General features: G+C 46.8%; 19 protein-coding genes. 10 read left to right on the top strand and 9 right to left on the bottom strand.

Features of this window, described 5'->3' with window-relative positions:
* Positions 1 to 8: 8 nt before the first annotated feature.
* The 3 genes from OB236_RS05885 to OB236_RS05875 all read left to right on the top strand — a co-directional run bounded on the left by OB236_RS05885 (position 9) and on the right by OB236_RS05875 (position 1,453).
* A complete protein-coding gene (locus OB236_RS05885) occupies positions 9 to 209 on the top strand; it encodes a cold-shock protein (protein WP_028549128.1) in 201 nt (66 codons plus the stop codon).
* Between the two features lie 113 nt (positions 210 to 322).
* Positions 323 to 523 (top strand): cold-shock protein, encoded by a 201-nt coding sequence (locus tag OB236_RS05880; RefSeq protein WP_076230409.1) that lies wholly within the window; start codon positions 323 to 325, stop codon positions 521 to 523.
* A gap of 171 nt (positions 524 to 694) precedes the next feature.
* Positions 695 to 1,453, top strand: coding sequence for a YwmB family TATA-box binding protein (locus OB236_RS05875; RefSeq protein WP_262683178.1), 759 nt, complete (start codon positions 695 to 697; stop codon positions 1,451 to 1,453).
* A gap of 45 nt (positions 1,454 to 1,498) precedes the next feature.
* On the opposite strand, the gene OB236_RS05870 is transcribed toward OB236_RS05875, so the two are convergent.
* On the bottom strand, positions 1,499 to 1,915 hold the full coding sequence (locus tag OB236_RS05870; RefSeq protein WP_262683177.1) for an HIT family protein: 417 nt from the start codon (positions 1,913 to 1,915) through the stop codon (positions 1,499 to 1,501).
* Between the two features lie 236 nt (positions 1,916 to 2,151).
* Here OB236_RS05870 and OB236_RS05865 point away from each other — a divergent pair, with 236 nt between their 5' ends.
* Positions 2,152 to 2,730 (top strand): guanylate kinase, encoded by a 579-nt coding sequence (locus OB236_RS05865; RefSeq protein WP_076230412.1) that lies wholly within the window; start codon positions 2,152 to 2,154, stop codon positions 2,728 to 2,730.
* A 78-nt stretch (positions 2,731 to 2,808) separates the two neighbouring features.
* Here the strand turns inward: OB236_RS05865 and OB236_RS05860 are convergent, their stop codons facing one another.
* Complete coding sequence (locus OB236_RS05860) at positions 2,809 to 3,012, bottom strand: cold-shock protein (RefSeq protein ID WP_076230413.1); 204 nt, start codon at positions 3,010 to 3,012, stop codon at positions 2,809 to 2,811.
* A gap of 360 nt (positions 3,013 to 3,372) precedes the next feature.
* Here OB236_RS05860 and OB236_RS05855 point away from each other — a divergent pair, with 360 nt between their 5' ends.
* Entirely contained in the window at positions 3,373 to 4,830 is a 1,458-nt protein-coding gene (locus OB236_RS05855; RefSeq protein WP_262683176.1) for a glycosyl hydrolase, read from the top strand.
* A gap of 29 nt (positions 4,831 to 4,859) precedes the next feature.
* Here the strand turns inward: OB236_RS05855 and OB236_RS05850 are convergent, their stop codons facing one another.
* Positions 4,860 to 6,032 (bottom strand): ROK family transcriptional regulator, encoded by a 1,173-nt coding sequence (locus OB236_RS05850; RefSeq protein WP_076230415.1) that lies wholly within the window; start codon positions 6,030 to 6,032, stop codon positions 4,860 to 4,862.
* A gap of 236 nt (positions 6,033 to 6,268) precedes the next feature.
* Between OB236_RS05850 and xylA the strand changes: the two genes are divergently transcribed.
* Positions 6,269 to 7,585: a xylose isomerase gene (xylA, locus tag OB236_RS05845; protein WP_262683175.1), complete on the top strand. Its 1,317-nt coding sequence runs from the start codon at positions 6,269 to 6,271 to the stop codon at positions 7,583 to 7,585.
* 123 nt (positions 7,586 to 7,708) lie between these two features.
* On the opposite strand, the gene OB236_RS05840 is transcribed toward xylA, so the two are convergent.
* From OB236_RS05840 to corA, 3 genes are all read right to left on the bottom strand, one after another.
* Positions 7,709 to 8,515, bottom strand: a complete 807-nt coding sequence (locus OB236_RS05840; RefSeq protein ID WP_262683174.1) for an NAD-dependent epimerase/dehydratase family protein — start codon at positions 8,513 to 8,515, stop codon at positions 7,709 to 7,711.
* Positions 8,516 to 8,733: 218 nt separating this feature from the next.
* Positions 8,734 to 9,957 (bottom strand): GIY-YIG nuclease family protein, encoded by a 1,224-nt coding sequence (locus OB236_RS05835; protein WP_262683173.1) that lies wholly within the window; start codon positions 9,955 to 9,957, stop codon positions 8,734 to 8,736.
* 36 nt (positions 9,958 to 9,993) lie between these two features.
* Positions 9,994 to 10,944, bottom strand: coding sequence for a magnesium/cobalt transporter CorA (corA, locus tag OB236_RS05830; protein ID WP_076230419.1), 951 nt, complete (start codon positions 10,942 to 10,944; stop codon positions 9,994 to 9,996).
* A 270-nt stretch (positions 10,945 to 11,214) separates the two neighbouring features.
* On the opposite strand from corA, the gene OB236_RS05825 reads away from it, so the two are divergent.
* Entirely contained in the window at positions 11,215 to 12,084 is an 870-nt protein-coding gene (locus OB236_RS05825) for an ABC transporter ATP-binding protein (protein WP_076230420.1), read from the top strand.
* A 131-nt stretch (positions 12,085 to 12,215) separates the two neighbouring features.
* On the opposite strand, the gene OB236_RS05820 is transcribed toward OB236_RS05825, so the two are convergent.
* From OB236_RS05820 to OB236_RS05810, 3 genes are all read right to left on the bottom strand, one after another.
* On the bottom strand, positions 12,216 to 13,670 hold the full coding sequence (locus tag OB236_RS05820) for an HD-GYP domain-containing protein (RefSeq protein ID WP_262683172.1): 1,455 nt from the start codon (positions 13,668 to 13,670) through the stop codon (positions 12,216 to 12,218).
* A gap of 307 nt (positions 13,671 to 13,977) precedes the next feature.
* Positions 13,978 to 14,400 (bottom strand): YkvA family protein, encoded by a 423-nt coding sequence (locus OB236_RS05815; protein WP_262683171.1) that lies wholly within the window; start codon positions 14,398 to 14,400, stop codon positions 13,978 to 13,980.
* A 73-nt stretch (positions 14,401 to 14,473) separates the two neighbouring features.
* A complete protein-coding gene (locus OB236_RS05810) occupies positions 14,474 to 15,319 on the bottom strand; it encodes an SDR family oxidoreductase (RefSeq protein WP_262683170.1) in 846 nt (281 codons plus the stop codon).
* A gap of 201 nt (positions 15,320 to 15,520) precedes the next feature.
* On the opposite strand from OB236_RS05810, the gene OB236_RS05805 reads away from it, so the two are divergent.
* Genes OB236_RS05805 through OB236_RS05795 form a run of 3 tightly spaced genes read left to right on the top strand, consistent with a single transcriptional unit; the run spans position 15,521 to position 17,260 of the window.
* Complete coding sequence (locus OB236_RS05805) at positions 15,521 to 15,940, top strand: BlaI/MecI/CopY family transcriptional regulator (RefSeq protein ID WP_076230423.1); 420 nt, start codon at positions 15,521 to 15,523, stop codon at positions 15,938 to 15,940.
* A 2-nt stretch (positions 15,941 to 15,942) separates the two neighbouring features.
* Entirely contained in the window at positions 15,943 to 16,794 is an 852-nt protein-coding gene (locus OB236_RS05800) for a M56 family metallopeptidase (RefSeq protein WP_262683169.1), read from the top strand.
* A gap of 58 nt (positions 16,795 to 16,852) precedes the next feature.
* The gene (locus OB236_RS05795; RefSeq protein ID WP_262683168.1) at positions 16,853 to 17,260 is read left to right on the top strand and encodes a DoxX family protein; all 408 of its coding nucleotides are present in this window, start codon (positions 16,853 to 16,855) and stop codon (positions 17,258 to 17,260) included.
* Positions 17,261 to 17,287: the final 27 nt, after the last annotated feature.

Genomic DNA, 17,287 nt, shown 5'->3' with positions numbered 1-17,287 from the left:
TTAAGAAGATGGAAACAGGAACAGTGAAATGGTTTAATGCTGAAAAAGGCTTCGGTTTTATCGAAGTTGAAGGCGGCAAAGATGTATTCGTACATTTTAGTGCTATTACAGGGGATGGCTATAAATCCCTTGATGAAGGACAACGCGTACAATTTAACGTTGTTCAAGGCAACCGTGGACCTCAAGCAGAAAACGTAGTGAAACTGTAAGGTTTCATGATGAGGGGGGAACTGCTCGGACGTGGGCAGTTCTTTTTCAGTTCACGACCATCCATAGTTCTCATGTTGGAATGCAGCGCACAAACTGAAGGAGGGGTTCTACATTGTATTTCTCCAAGAAAAACATGGAACCGGTTCAAGAAGAGCAGACATCCGTTTGGGTGTGCAGTAAAGAAGGATGCTCGTGCTGGATGCGAGAAAACTTTTCTTTGCAAAAAAGCCCGCTTTGCCCTATATGCAAATCAGAGATGGTCAAAAATTCGAAAATGCTCCCTTTACTCAACAATCACCACAAAGTAAACTAATACGGCGCGAATGAAGATTCGCTCATAACCGAAAGGCACCCCTCCAATGGAGGAGGTGCCTTTTTTGTATGCAACCCTATCTATCATGTATATTTTTGTTCACTATTGCCTATCCTTTTACTAGAATCCCTTTTTCATAGAGTGATAGATTGCAATCGAAAGGACAGAGCCATGAGAGCAACCATCATTTGGACATTCATAGTATTAATTACCCTCGTACTGACACTTGAAGCAGCAGCTCAAGGCTGGACATTGCGCCCGCACTCGGATGGAGATCTGCAGCGCTTGCTCCCATTGGCTGAATCCGTCATCATTTCAGATAAAAAGGTAATCGTAAAACACACGAGTGCCTATCTTCCCTACAAGGACGAGCGTGATTTTGCCCAAACGGCCCAGAACATAAGCACCATATTTAAGCTTACAGCGCCATTGAACCCGATACGCAAGCAGGACGTACTACTCTACAGATTCACGCTAAAGGATACGGCTACAACTCAGGCTACCCTGCTGTGGATCGGCTTTCCTGATGGAAGCACACAATTAAGCCTGACTGCCGAAACGCTACAATCAGACGGAATTAACACCCTGCACGATCTGCAACAGCAATGGAATACTCAGCTGCAAGCCCTCGGAATTCAGTCCAACTGGAACGTGATGATTCAAGGAAATATAGATGCTGATACATCTTCCCAACAGCCCGGGTTAAGCCCTTCTCTACAACTGAACGTAACCAATAGCCTTCATGCCCAGGAACTGGCCCGTTATCAGGACGCCAACAGCTTGAGCATTTCCTACCATTCCACAATAGTTGAGGAATCGGCGGCCGACACACAACAAAAAATGAACCTCCAGGTGGCGGTTCATCGGGATTCCATTACCGGTCAACAGCGTATCACCATAGCAACTCCTGCCATTTCGATCGCCTATTAGAGCATTTATAGTACGTGATCAAAAGATGGCTTTTTGAACACCCCCTTATAGGGCAGCCTTCAGCTTATTGATGACTTCCTTATATTCATCGTCTGTCAAATACGTTTCCCCAGGGTTCATTTCAAACATTTTGCCCCATGCGGCTCCGTTCTCATATTTCGGTACGACGTGGAAATGCACGTGCGGCATTGTATCACCGAATGCACCATAATTGATTTTACCCGGTGCGAAAGCCGACTCAATCGCCTTGGCAGCCTGGGCAACATCGCGCATATAAGCATCCTGTTTCTCCTGGGAAAGATGGAAAAACTCCTGCTGATGCTCATTAAGCGCCACGACACAACGACCCTTATGAGTCTGCTCCTTGAACAAAAATAGCGTAGACACGCGCATTTGCCCAATCTCGATCATTAGATTATCAATACGTTCATCACGGTTACAATAAATACAATTTATGGACATTTGTCATCTCTCCAGCCTCGATTAAATTTTCGGAGCAGGTCATGTTGCAGACCCTATTCACCATACTACGTTTCGTCCCATCATTTGTCCATACCAAGTCTCATAAGCTATGAAAGCGTAAACTATTTATTTAATTTTCTGAATATTTGTACTATAATAAAAGTAGAAGGAAATAGCATCCTGGGCAACTGAAACAAGGCATCCTCTTCGAAAAATGATTTTTGGGAGGTCATTGTATGAGTATCGGAATCGAGCAGGGTACAATATTGGTTTTTGTAGGAACTAGCGGAGCCGGCAGGAAAACCATTGCACATCAACTAGGCAAGGAGCTTGGGCTGCAGTACATTATTTCTCATACCACCCGTGAACCACGACCTCACGAAAGTAATGGTCAGGCGTACTACTTCACCACCCGCAGAGAATTTATCGATGCCGATATTCGCGGTGAATTCATACAGACTGCCGAAATCGATAATCATTTTTATGGGATCAAAAGATCCGATGTGGAAGCTGCATTCGCCAATCATTCTGTCGCCTATGTAATCGTCAATCGATCAGGAGCCAACAAATTCAAATATGAATTCAAAGATCGAGCAATTCGTCTATTCATTTATGCGAACAAACAATTGATCCTGGAAAGACTTGAGGCCCGTAATGTATCTGATGAGGTTATTAGTCACTATCTGAATCATTATATTGAGGAGGTTTCGTATCGCAAGGAATGTGAGCATGTTTTTGAAAATCTTGAGCTAGCCGCTACCACGCAGCAGGTGAAGGACGCCATCTTATCGCACATACCAGCAACCACAAGTTAAATAAGGGACGCTGAAATCATAATAAAATGAGAACGAAAAAAATGCCCTCAACCGAAGTTGAGAGCATTTTTATTTGAATTACAGTTTAACAACGTTTTCCGCTTGTGGTCCACGGTTGCCTTGTACCACGTTGAACTCAACGCGTTGGCCTTCGTCTAAAGATTTGAAGCCGTCGCCAACGATTGCGCTGAAATGTACAAATACGTCGTTTCCGCCTTCAACTTCGATAAAACCGAAACCTTTTTCTGCGTTAAACCATTTTACTGTACCTGTTTGTGCCATGTGTATTACCTCCAAAAAATATTTAACATGATCTTTTTTTATTTCTTTAAAAAAATAAAAATTCACACATTGTGAAAAGTTCCATTATAGAAATGAAAACCCTTTACAATATCTGAATTAAGGTTCCATCTATTTCAATGTTTTTATAATATCATGACCCGATTTAAAAAGCAAGCGCTTTATGAAATATATGTAATTTTTCAAACGTGATTGGCGCCTGTCGAAAATCGCCTGATTTAATTGATTTACTGACTATTTCCAAGTAAACTAAGGGAAAATATGGACAAGCTCACTACAGCCGATGTCTCCTCATCCCAAACCACTTCCATTAAGAGACTTTACGAACAGGAGAGACGGACCATGCACGTTTTTACATTGACTTCGCTACGTAAGTTCGGGGGGATCACCCTTATTTTACTATGTATAGCCTGGAGTACAGCATACGCCGAGTTCGAAGATCCTGCCTCCTATACGGTATACGAAGCAGAGGATGCGTTACGGATTGGAACTATCGTTTCCCAGGAGCTACCTGATTATTCAGGCAGCGGCTACGTAACCGGCTTTGAAGTCGCAGGCGATTCTCTGCAATTTACCATACATGTTGATCAAGAAGGCTTCTACCCTCTGGATATCCGATATGCTGCTCCAAGTGGTGATAAAACCAACAATATTGAAATCAACGGCAGCACTGCCGGTGAAAAAATGTTTCCCCAATCCGAGGTATTTACAGATATCGAGTTTGGTCAGATTTATCTCGATGAGGGTGACAATATCGTGGAAATCACTACGTATTGGGGCTACTTTGATGTCGATTATATCCGTATCGGTCCCTTGCAGGAACGCCCTGCCATTGCCCCTGTATCGAACAAGCTGGTTAGCCCTCAGCCATCGATTGAAGCTCAAGCCTTAATGAATTATTTGACTTCTCAATATGGAAAAAGTATTCTTGCCGGGCAGCAGCGCAGCTCATCGAATGAAGCCAACTACATCTATAAGCAAACAGGCAAGCTGCCTGCGGTCGCAGGTTTTACAGCTACCGATTTTGGGGACAATGCGATAGAATGGGCCAAATACGGTGGCCTCGTTTCCGTGGAGTGGCACTGGTCTGCCCCGATGAATGAACGCGAATTTATGACCTCCAACACAAGCTTTGATGCCGCCAAAGCCGTTCAGCCCGGCACTCCTGAGCATAATGCGTTGCTGAAGGACCTGGATCAAATGGCGCAAACCTTAAAACGCTTTAAAGATGCCAAAATCCCGATCTTGTGGCGTCCGCTGCATGAAGCTGAAGGCGGTTGGTTCTGGTGGGGTTCAAAAGGACCCGAAATAGCCAAACAGCTCTATGCTATCATGTTTGAACGGTTTACTACGTTTCATGGGCTTAATAATCTCATCTGGGTCTGGACGACGTCTGACACCAAATATTCCAAGGACTGGTATCCGGGAAATAAATACGTGGATATTTTAGGAATCGATCGTTACATTAAAGCTGGGGATTACAGCACTCTGATGAGTGTGTATGATACTGTCGTCGCAATGGGAGATGGGAAAAAACTCGTTGCTTATACGGAAAATGGACCGATTCCAGACCCTCGTCAGCTCAAAAGAAACAAGGTCGGATGGATGTACTTTAATACGTGGCACGAAAAATTTTTGATGGATGGTAAAATCAATTCCGATTATCACCTGCGTATGGTATACAACCATCCTTATGTCATTACCTTGGACAAGCTGCCCTCGGAAGCGATTTATGGCAAACGTCCACTACCCTACCCTTTTCCGCCCGCTACTCCAGCCCTTCCAACCCCATTCAAATAAAGATGAGCTGGGGTTGAACTCTTATCCTGTTACTCCACCGATACTTTCGTCGATGCAAAAAACTTGCTAATCGCAAATGAGCACGCCCCGAGCACCGCCGACCTGCTCCCAAGCTGGGAAAATTCGATCTGCAGCCGTTCACGCGGATAAGGCAGCGAACGCCCTTCCAGTGATTGCAGCATGGTCGGACGCAGCCACTGGCCCGCCTCTGCGAGGCGCCCCCCGATAATAATCAGCTCAGGGTTAAATCCGTTAATAATGTTCACCACGCCTACACCGAGAAAGTGACCTACCCGTTCAAACAGCTTGATGACGGAAGACTCACCCTTTTCCGCAAGCGACAGCAAAGTTTCCATATCGATTGATGGAGTATTCAATACATGTCTCGCTGCTTCATATAATGCATTTTCCGATGCATACATTTCCCAACAGCCCGCGTTCCCGCAGCGGCATGGCTTGCCATCGTGCTGGATCGACATATGCCCGATCTCTCCGGAAAATCCGGAAGAGCCTCGAAACAGCTCACCTTTGATAATAATACCGGCGCCAATTCCTATACCGACGCTAATGTATACAAGATCGGCTGCATCACGGCCTGCTCCAAATTCCTTTTCTCCGACCGCTCCCGCATTAGCTTCGTTATCGATCACGACGGCTATGCCAAATTCCTCTTCGATGATACGCTGCAGGGGGACATCGGTCCAGCCCAGATTAGGCGCAAATAATACATCACCCTGCCCGTTACTGATTCCCGGGATTCCAATACCTATGCCGACGATACCATAGACACTCTGTGGAACACGCCGAATCATCTCGCGGATGCAAGCTTTCAGCTCAACCAAAGCCAGCTCCAACACTGTGTTATCATGCTGCACCTTATATTGCTCTACAATCGTGCCCTCCAGATCAGTTAGCACAGCACGTATATAATTCACACCCAGGTCGATGCCGAGCGCATAACCGGCTGTACGATTAAAGAGCAGCATCATCGGCTTACGTCCGCCGCTCGATTCGCCCGTACCGATTTCATTGGCAAGACTGCTTTCCAGCAGCTCGTTGACCAGACTGGAAACCGTCGCTTTCGTAAGTCCCGTTTGTTCAGCGATTCGTGCTCGTGATATAGGTGAATAGTTGCGTATATAGTGAAGTACGATAGACTTGTTAATCTTTTTGACCAGGTTCAAATCTCCGGTTTGTTTCATGATAGCCCCCATCTGGATGGTTTGGCATTATTTTAGCATGAAAGTAAACGATGTGCACACACTAAGTTTGTTTAATGGATTTACAAACTATGTGGAGAATGCTATGATGGTTTTGAAAGCGTTCTTGCACAGAGCCATACTCTTGACGGGTATTCAGGTTGATATCCATCTATGTGTTTCTGTGTATTTGTACGCTGCTGCCGTTCCTTATCAATTCATATCTGGAGGTAAAAACAATGGGCTATTTTGATCATGTAGGTACTGTGAAGTTTGAAGGGAAATCCTCGACAAATCCGCTTGCATTTAAATTTTACAACCCTGAAGAAGTTATTTTGGGTAAAACAATGCGTGAGCACCTGCGCTTTGGTGTGGCTTACTGGCACTCCTTTACAGGCAATGGCTCCGATCCTTTTGGTGCAGGTACTGCACTTCGCGGCTGGAACGAATTATCCGGTATGGAGCTGGCCAAGGCACGCGTTGAAGCTTGCTTCGAGCTGTTGAACATTCTTGATGTCGATTATTTCTGCTTCCATGACCGTGATATCGCACCGGAAGGCGACACCCTGCAGGAAACAAATCGCAATCTGGATGAAATCGTCGCTTTGATTAAACAACACATGCAATCCAGCGGCAAAAAGCTGCTGTGGAATACAGCCAACATGTTCACCAATCCACGCTTCGTGCACGGCGCTGCAACAACTTCCAACGCTGATGTATTTGCTTATGCTGCTGCACAAGTGAAGAAAGCCTTGGATCACGGTAAAGAGCTGGGCGCGGAAAACTACGTATTCTGGGGCGGCCGTGAGGGCTATGAGTCATTGTTGAACACGGACCTTGGTCTGGAGCTCGATAATCTGGCGCGCTTCCTGCAATTGGCTGTTGATTACGCGAAGGAAATCGGCTTTGATGCTCAGTTCCTGATCGAACCAAAACCGAAGGAGCCATCCAAGCACCAGTATGATTTTGACGCGGCAACCACGCTGCAATTCCTGCAAAAATATGACCTGGCGAAGCATTTCAAGCTGAACCTGGAAGCTAACCATGCTACACTGGCAGGACACACCTTCGAGCACGAGCTGCGCGTTGCCCGTATTAATGGTGCTCTGGGCTCAATAGACGCTAACCAAGGCGACCTGCTGCTGGGCTGGGATACGGACGAATTCCCGACAGATCTCTACGCTTCGACACTGGCCATGTATGAAATTTTGCAAAACGAAGGTGGCATCGGCCGCGGTGGTGTCAACTTTGACGCCAAGGTACGTCGTACCTCATTCGAGCCTATCGATGTCGTGTACGCGCACATCAACGGTATGGACGCATTCGCGCGTGGGCTGCAGGTAGCTGCCAAGCTGATCGAAGATCGTGCTTTCGAAAATGTCATTGAAGAGCGTTACGCTTCCTTCACAAATGGCATAGGCGCCGATATCGTATCCGGTAAAGCAAACTTCCATACGCTGGAAGCTTATGCCTTGCAAAATAACCCGATCACGAACAAATCCGGTCGTGTCGAGCTGCTTCGCTCCGTTCTTAACCAATACATCATTAACGTATAAGTTAATTTTGTTCTTATCCATGCATAGCATAACAATACTTAAAGGAACGTATCGAGCTGAGTACAGCCTGATACGTTCCTTTTTTTGATGGCTATTTTTGAGGGTGAGCTCAAACAGCTGCTCCTATGATTTAGCAGGCTGTTCCTTCTCCACAAAACCTCCACCTTGAAAAGCGGTCTCATCCTGGGCGATTGTCTCATGGCTGTGCCGTGACTCAGCAAGCAGCTCGCTGGCATCATCCTGCGGCTTATAACCGATCAACTTCTCCAAATACCCGATATCGTAATAATTATCGCTATTGTCAGAAGTTCCGTACAGACTGAGAAAATCGATCGAGCTGTCGGCTTCAATGCAGCAGGCGGCCAGTTGAACCATATCCCGGCTCGATATCCAGATGTGTGCCGAGCGCGCGGAGTGCGGCCTGTCGTCACCCGGAAAATTGCCAATTCGTATATTAAATGAGGAAATACCGTATTTGTCCGCATAGAACCGCCCCAGCAATTCAATATAACATTTACTTAGTCCATAAAAGCTGTCGGGCCGATAAGGCTCATCAGGCTCTACCGTTTCACCTACCTTGTAGAATCCGGTTGCATGGTTCGAGCTTGCAAAGATCACCCGCTTCACACCATGGGCACGCGCCGCTTCATATACATGATAGGCACCCGTCACATTGATTGGCAGCACCTTGCCAAGAAAGTCTTCCTCATCCTGAGCCCAGGCAAAATGCAGCACGACGTCTACTCCCTGCATCAGCTCCTGAAGCCTGTTGGCATCGGTGACGTCAAGCTTCACGATCCCTTGATCAGGGTCAGGCTGCAAATCTGCAGCCACGATGTCATATTTCCCTTGCTCCCTTAGTCCTTGCAGCAGACTCTCCCCCAACTTGCCGTTTGCTCCGGTAATCAACAATTTCTTCATCGATATCATCCTCTCCTATTTGATCGATACGCCTTGACCTGTTGTAGCCTCATGCATAGTATTACCCAATTCCCACCAGGTTTGCGTTATGATATCTGCAATTCAGAGGTAAGGTAACCCCTTCATCCGACAGCAAAAAGGAGCTGCTACTGGCAGCCCCTCAATTCGTATATAGTAGATGATTGCAGCAGAATGCACTTAACCTTATGAACTTTTACAATTCGATCTTAAGAATGATATTGATCCCGCTGCATCCGATACTCGTAATTGTCCTTACACAACTTGAGCAGATCGTATTTCAATCCGTGCTTCGGCTGGGTGATGAGCAAAGGCTTGCTCCCTGCTGCCCGCAGCGACGCACGTACCTTGCGGGGATCGACAACCCGGTTCACGATAAGCTCGTCCGGCCGTTCGGTACGATAATGCGAGATCAGAAAGCTGTCACAAGCCGCGCCCGTTTCCTGATCAGCCCCGGTCAGCTCCTGCATATAAAAATCGCGCAGCATCCCTTCCTGCACCTTGGCGATCATTACCTGGCCCTCTCCGAAGTAAAGCACATCCTGATTGACGATCACCTCGCGGTCGACAATTTGCTTGACGGGCAGTCTTTCGAGAATACGAATATGGCGAAGCATGTTCTCTGCCTTTTCAAATTCAAGACGCTCGGCATAATCGCCCATTTTGCTGTACATCGCCGCTATCAGCGCCTCCCCGTTGTTAACAAGCAGCTCTGCTGCCTGGGATGCCGTATCGCGGTAGGCTTCCTCGGAGATCCAGCCTTCGCAAACACCGCTGCATTTGCCAATATGGTACAGCAGACACGCTCGCTTTGGCAAAGTCCGACAAGTACGCAGACGAAAATGATCGGTGACAAATTCCAGCACAGCATTCCGAAAGCGGGAGCTCGGATAAGGACCAAAGCGCTGCTGATTCAGGGATACTGCTGACGGACCGGCAGCCTGTTTCATTACTGTGGGTAGATGTGGCAGTTCACGTGCAGTTGATCCAGCGGATAGGGAGACCATACGCTTCTGCTGTTTCCTTGAATGCAGTGGATAACGCTGAGGTGTATCCATATGATCCGGGGTTGACTTGCGGTTTCGGTAAAAGACGTCCAATCGCGGAACAGGCTCTGCTGTCAGCTGCAGGTACGCGTAGCCGCTGTTATCTTTTTTAAGCGCCCTGTTGTAGTAGGGCTTATGAATTTTGATTAAATTATTTTCCAGCAGCAGGCTTTCCGGCTCATTGTTGACCAGCACCACTTCAATCGCGGCAATTTCCTGAACGAGCTGCACAATCTTCTTGTGATGCTTGCGCTGTTGAAAGTAGGAACGCAGACGGCTGCGCAGGTTTTTCGATTTGCCGACATAAATGATCCGGCCAGCGGCATTTTTCATCAAATAACACCCTGGAGCCTCCGGATATTCCCCGGCATGGAACACGAATGACATCGATAGAAGTCCTCCTGTTAGTGAACTGGATTAAAGCTATTTGAACCAGCCCTTGCGATAAAACCATAGAAACATGGCAAACCCAATTCCGAACATCACAAGCAGAATCATAAAATAACCCCAGTGCCACGTTAATTCAGGCATATAAGCAAAATTCATCCCGTATATGCCAGCAATAAAGGTCAAAGGCATAAAAATCGTCGTGATGACCGTTAAGGTTTTCATAATCGTGTTCATCCTGGTTGAATTCAGCGATACATAACTGTCCCGCATATCAGCGGTCATGTCACGGGTCGCCTCAATAATTTCCGACAGCTTCAATAGATGATCATAAATATCCGTAAAATAAATCAGTTGCTCCTTGATCCCGTCTATTTTATCCGAGCTGACCATCCGATACAGTAGATCCCGCATCGGTACGATCGTTCGGCGCAGCTTCAACAGCTTCGTTCGGATTTCAAATATTTCGTTCATTAGCAGATGATTAGTGGCGCTTCTGCCTTTGATTTCGATTTCATTAAGCTGGTCCTCAATTTGATATACGGAGGGAAAATATTCGTCGACCATATTGTCCATCACCAGATAGGCCGCATAAGCATGCCCCTTAAGACGGATGGCCTCCTGCTGCTCGACCCGGCTCCAAGCCTCGTCGATTTCCCATGATGGCGACAGGTGGAACGTAACAATGAAGTTATCGCCCCAGAATATATCGACCTCTTCCGCAGCCAAGGTCACCGCGTTCACGGCATGAAGCACCAGAAAATTGACGGTCTCGTAATGATCCAGCTTTGGGCGCTGCAAGAGATGATAGCAGTCTTCGATTGCTAACGGGTGAAAATGAAAGTGGGTATCCAGCATTAGTGCCTCTTCATCTGTAGGGATGTCAAAATCCACCCAATACCAGCCTACATTCGGACTCGACAGGTCTTTTAAGCCAGCCTGAGGAATCACTTGAAATTGATGATCAACAGCCATTATTCGTATCATAACCACTTGCTCCTCGCCTTAATTGCTGCAGCTGCCTGTCTCTTCCACTATACTCCTTGCGTGTTCCGCTTAGCAACCGTCCAGCCTGAGAGATATAGGTTACCTCATACGCTTGTATCAGGCGACAATTTGGACAAATAGATGCCTAAACGGTACATAATGTTGAATTAAATGAATATCTGATGAAATTGAGGGTTGTCATTTGTACTCGGAATTAGATATAATCTTATTGATAATGAGAATCGGTATCATCATAAGGAGCGGATACAGATGGGACGCTTATACACGGAACAATTAGATATTGCTTACGGAGACATTAGCATAGTCGAGCATTTAAATATTAGCATCCCTTCGGGACAAATCACGGCGCTTGTCGGTGCGAATGGATCGGGCAAATCAACGATTCTTAAAGCGATGGCCCGCATGCTGAAACCAACAGGGGGAACCGTATTTCTGGACGGCAAGTCGATTCATCGTCAAGCTACGAAGGAGGTCGCCAAGCAGCTGGCGATATTGCCGCAAAACCCGATTGCGCCAGATGGACTGACGGTATCCGAGCTTGTCACCTATGGTCGCTTCCCTCATCAGAAGGGCTTCGGCTCCCTGACCAAGGAAGATAAGGAAGCCGTACGCTGGGCGATTGAAATGACAGGGATGAACGAATTTTATGATCGTCCTGTAGACCAGCTATCCGGTGGACAGCGGCAGCGTGCCTGGATCGCCATGGCCTTGGCACAAGGAACCGACATTTTGTTTTTGGATGAGCCGACGACCTTTCTGGATATGGCCCATCAGCTTGAAGTACTTAAGCTGCTGCAGAAGCTGAACGACGAAGAAGGTCGTACAATTGTAATGGTCGTTCATGATCTCAACCACGCGGCTCGCTACGCCCACCATATGGTTGCCATCCAAAAGGGACGCGTCATCAGCAACGGTACCCCGGCTGAAGTCATGAACCTCGATGTACTCCGTGAGGTGTTTGGCATCGAAGCGGATATTATCCCTGATCCACGTACAGGCGTTCCACTTTGCCTGCCATATGGATTGGCTCACGAAGCTCACCAACAGCCCTCTTACCCAGCGGGAGCAGCCGGAAGCGAGCCAACCAGCCACAAAGAGCCTGCATCTGTGGGCAGGTAGTCGAACTCCACCAGTAAAACCTCGAGCCAGGCGGTTCGAGGTTTTTTTATTGCTTTAGCGTTCGTATGAATGGCATCATGACTTCGTGTCGAATAGACATTACCGAGTAAGCCTGCTTTATGAACCGGGTATCAGAACGCCCCTTTATGGCTAGAAGGGACACTCGTCGATAACGGACTGGTCAGGCTAGAGGGCAATCGGTACACTTCAGGGTCTCTGTTGCTTACATTAACCCAGGCTTGTACACATAGCGGATCAAAATGACTGCCGCTGTGCTCCTTCAAAAAGGATATGGCTTCCTCATGCGACCAAGCCTTCCGGTAGGATCGGGTTGAGGTCAACGCGTCATACACATCAGCGACTGCAACAATTCTCGCCAATAGGGGAATCTCTTCCCCCTGCAGACGATCCGGGTATCCGGTCCCGTCCCATTTTTCATGGTGAGATCGGATAATATCAAGCTCTTCTTTCATAAACCCCAGATTCCTGCACATTTCATAGCCTTTCACCGGATGTGTTTCAATAATGATACGTTCCTCCGTCGTAAGGCGCCCGGGCTTGTTCAATATCGCATCAGGAATCGTGTTCTTGCCGACATCATGAACAATCGCTCCCTGTGAGAGAGCACGGAGCTGCTCCGGCTTCAACAGCATTTCTTCGGCAAGCCTTAAGGCGTACATGGTTACCCTGAAATTATGGCCTGCTGTATACATGTCCTTAATCTCCGTAGCCAGCACCAGCTCTTTCACGCTTGGAGACAGACAGCTCGTTATACGTTCAACCGGATCATTAGTGAATAAGGAGCGGATCACCAGGGTCATCGATTGATTAGCCGCATACTGCTTGAATAATCCGTACAGCATGACCATCATGGACGCCAACAACAGAAAATGATACAGCCACCAGCTAAGAAGCCAGGTTTCACCTAACACCATAATCAACTGCGCATTAATCATCCAGCAGCAGCTGTAGACAATCGCAGCCTGAAGCGGGAAACGGGAATAGCGGTACGATTGATGGTAACGATACATCGTCATTCCATTCAGGACCATGACCGCTCCTGTCGACAGCCACTTGGAGACAAGCCCGTCGAGCGGTATCCACTCTATCAGATGAGAAAAGGAAAGAGCAGCAACTCCGATCAAGCCCAAGCCAACCGTCCATACCGGCACTAACCATTGTCTCCATTTGGACAAGCGCACAATGAAACCATTATCAGATGAAACCGAAGATAACCATAACCAGAAGGAGGCTAGCAGCACACTCCCCTGTGCGGCCACTCCGGGCAAATGAGACATATGAATAAGCATATTGGGTGTGGACAAGCCATGAACGGAAAAAATCTCCGCCAAGGAAATAAAGGCCATCGCCAAAAAGCTGATTTTGATATTGCGCACGCGACTCCCCGAGATGCCTACAGCAATCGCAATAATACTCGCAAGCAAGGCAACAGAGCTGACAATATAAAAATGCCCGCGGGGTACCGCAAACCGGACATCAAGCAAAGGATTGAATTTTAACAAGTTGAATACAAGAAAAGGTAATGTAATCGCTACCAATGGGCCTGTCAATTCTCGAAATTTCATCCGTTGTTGTCCCCTTTACACTTGCTATCACGCTGTTATTGTAACATAAGACCTACTGTTAATTTAAGGTACTTGCTTAATCAAATTTTTATAAGAAAACCTCTATCGTGGCCTTTCAAAGATGAGCGACCGCGGTTCAAAGGTAGGTTTTCTTGAAACATAAGAATCCATCAGCTCTGCTGAAAACTTATAAATTCTAATGTTATAAAAAAGAGCTCATATTGCTGCCTGCATCGGTCCCTACACCAAAAATCCTGAAACTCAGGCTTTACACTGAATCCCAGGATCTTGGTTTGAAATTATGTCGTTATTCCTTGGAAAGGCTTACGCTAACCTCATCCTTTACCAGATGAGCATCTACGTCAATAATGTCCTGATTACGAGCCGCATCCGCTCCAAAAAAATCAACCAGCTTGATCCTGGCTTTATGCTTCACTTCTTTATCGATACTCATCGCCACGGCACCTACCGCCAGCATGAGCGCACCCAAATCGTCCAAATACCCAACAACCGGAATCATGTCTGGTATAATATCAAATGGAAAAATCAAATAGCCGAGCGCCCCGTAAATTTGTATTTTTGCTTTCATCGGTGTCTTCGGACTTTGCAGTGCATAATAAAGGAGTAATCCTGCGTAAACCACTTTCAGTCCCGCGTCTTTGGCGGCCTTCTTCAGCTTCCCCCAAAAATCGTCCTCCGAATAATGCTTCTCGTATTTGGAATTGTCCATCGGCGCATCTCCTTCAAGATTGGTAGAAAGATTGTCCCTCTACCCCTTATTAACGACAAATACGGGAAACGAATCATGAGCTAACCTGCTGCTCGCTCCATATCCATAATTTTCGGGCCAGCTCTGCATCCTTTGCTTTTGCGGAAACTGGCGCTATTCTCTTCTTATAAAAGTACTCACCCGAGATTCCTCTCACATCTTCACTTGTTGCCAAATACAGCGCGGTCTGCATCCCTTCCTCAGGTGTGAGAAAAAACAGACTCAACAATGCCAGCACGGATTTGCCAAAGCCCGTATTGCGATCAACGCCAAGGCGCGTGCCCACCGCTCCGGGGTGTACGCAATTGACGGTTACACGGGTTCCCTTCAACCGTCTGGCAAGTTCTTGGGTAAACAGTATATTAGCCAGCTTCGATTGTGCGTAGCCTTTCCAGAAGCTGTAGCTCTTGGTGAAAAAGGGGTCCTCCCAGTAGATGGAGCCCACCTTATGAGCACCTGAGGACACAACCACGATCCTGCCCTGCCGGGCACGAATCAGTGAATCCAGCAGCAGCTCTGTCAGCAGGAAGTGTCCCAGATGATTCACACCGAGCTGCATTTCGAAACCATCCTCGGTCACCTGCCGCTTTAAGGCAAATACGCCCGCATTATTGATCAGTGCGTCCAACTGTGTGTATTTCGCTAGAAAGGTGGCTGCAAACTGACGAATACTATCCAAGGAAGCCAAGTCACAGCGCATCAGCTCGATATCTTGGGAACCGCTCTGCTTTATCGCCTCCTGCAGTGCTCGTTCGCCACGCTCTGGACTCCTGCATGCCATAATGACTCTACAGCCCTGCTTAGCCAGTGCAATTGTAGTGGCCAAGCCCATACCCGAGTTGGCACCTGTAACGATTATGATAGGTTGATAACTGGCCATGGAAGCTCTCCTTCACCTGCCGGATTGAAATTCAGATAACCGTGCTTCTAACTCCTTACATTCTCATACCCCAATCATACCCATGATAAACCTTGTCACATACATAATCACACGTAGTGATGGCATTGTCACAACAGCAGATCAGAGAAGTTGACAGTTGGTTTTCAGGTAACTACAATAAGTAGTGTGAGGTGTTGTAAAGTGAAGATACAAAATTTTAAATATCATGAGAGGGGTTTAAATCGATTTTTTGGACCTTTGGAAGCGAAAATCATGAATATACTGTGGGATAGCTCCGAATTAGCCATTAAAGACGTTCAAGCCAAATTGGATCAGGACCAGACCAAGCCCCTTAATTTTAATACCGTCATGACCGTTATGAATCGTTTGGTTGATAAAGGCTTTCTGACCAAGCGAACAGAAGGAAGAACCGGCTTGTATCAGCCTATGGTAAGCAGAGATCATTTTCTGGAGAACCAATCCAAGGAATTAACCCATGAGCTGATCGAGGAGTTTGGGCCGCTTGTAGTCAATCATATGCTGGATGCGCTGGAAGAAGTCGATGCAGATTTAATCGCCAAGCTGGAACAAAAAATTAAGGCGCTCAAAAAGGACAACTAACCATGTGGACAAACCGATCCCGACTTATCTTTGTTTCGTGTCTTCTGATTGCTGGCCTTATCCTTACACAAATGGGCATGTACGCCCTGCATCTTCTGTTCGGACGAGAACTCAGCTTTAATATCCTTCAGCTATGCAACAGCTGGCTCAGATCATTGGGCTTTTTAAAGACGAGCTATTTTCTTGGTGGGCTGGTCCTATATACGTTCGCGATGTGCGTATGGCTGCTCGGCAAGCAGTTGTTCCTGTCTCAACACATGTATCGCAAGCTGCTTCGTGATCAAACTAACTTGAGCTCCGTTCAACCGATGTATAAGCTTGACGTTCCAGGAGCTGCCGATATTCATCTGGTCTCCAGCACCAAGCCTATGGCATTTACGATGGGCTATCTAAAGCCGCGAATTTTCATGACTACGGGTTTATTGCAGCTGCTGGACAAGAATGAGATCCAAGCTGTCATCTATCATGAAAGGCAGCACCAACAAAGCGCAGACCCGTTAAAAACGTTGATCCTGTCTTTGTGTGCGTCGGTATTCTGGTATATCCCTCTATTGAAATGGATGCTTCACCACTATAAGATTGCCAGAGAGATTGTGGCAGACCAATATGCGATTCAACAGCTGGGTTCTTCTGTAGAGCTGGGCAGTGCTTTGCTTAAATTGGTAAAAAGAGGTACGGTGTTCACAATGCCCTTTACCTATGCCTCCTTTGCCGATACATCGGTAAACTATAGAATTAACCAAATTCTCGACCCACAAGCGAAGATTTCCTTTAAACCGCCGATCACTTCGACTCTAATCTCGCTGCAGATTATCGTACTGATTTCTATTTTGTTTGTTTTCAATTTATTTTAATTTTTTTTAACGTGTAACACTACATCATATAGTGCTAATAATAAAAGGAGGCGTTCATATGAATACCAAAGCAGAAATAGGAATCCTGATTTCCAGAGTTACTGTCGGCATTATATTTCTTGTCCATGGTCTGATGAAGTACCAGGGAGGTATCGACAACACGATAGGATTTTTCGAGCAGTTGGGCATTCCTGGCTATCTGGCCTATCCTGTGGGAGCGTTCGAAATTATTGGAGGTGTTTGTGCGATTATTGGTTTGGGAACACGTATTTTTGCAGCGATTTTCAGCGTGATTATGATTACAGCTATTATCTCAGCCAAGTATGCTATGGGATTTGCCGGTGGCTTTGAATTTGAGCTTGCGTTACTTGTGATGTCGATTCACTTGTTGTTGGCTGGCAGCAGGCTTCTGGCGTTGGACCGCATATTCACGAATCAGGCTGCATCTCACATACCTACCGCATAACGATTCCAACCGTTTAATTATACCGAC

The organism is Paenibacillus baimaensis, assembly GCF_025567575.1.
The sequence above is the reverse complement of the archived record's forward strand: the minus strand, read 5'-3'. Positions and strand labels throughout refer to the sequence as shown.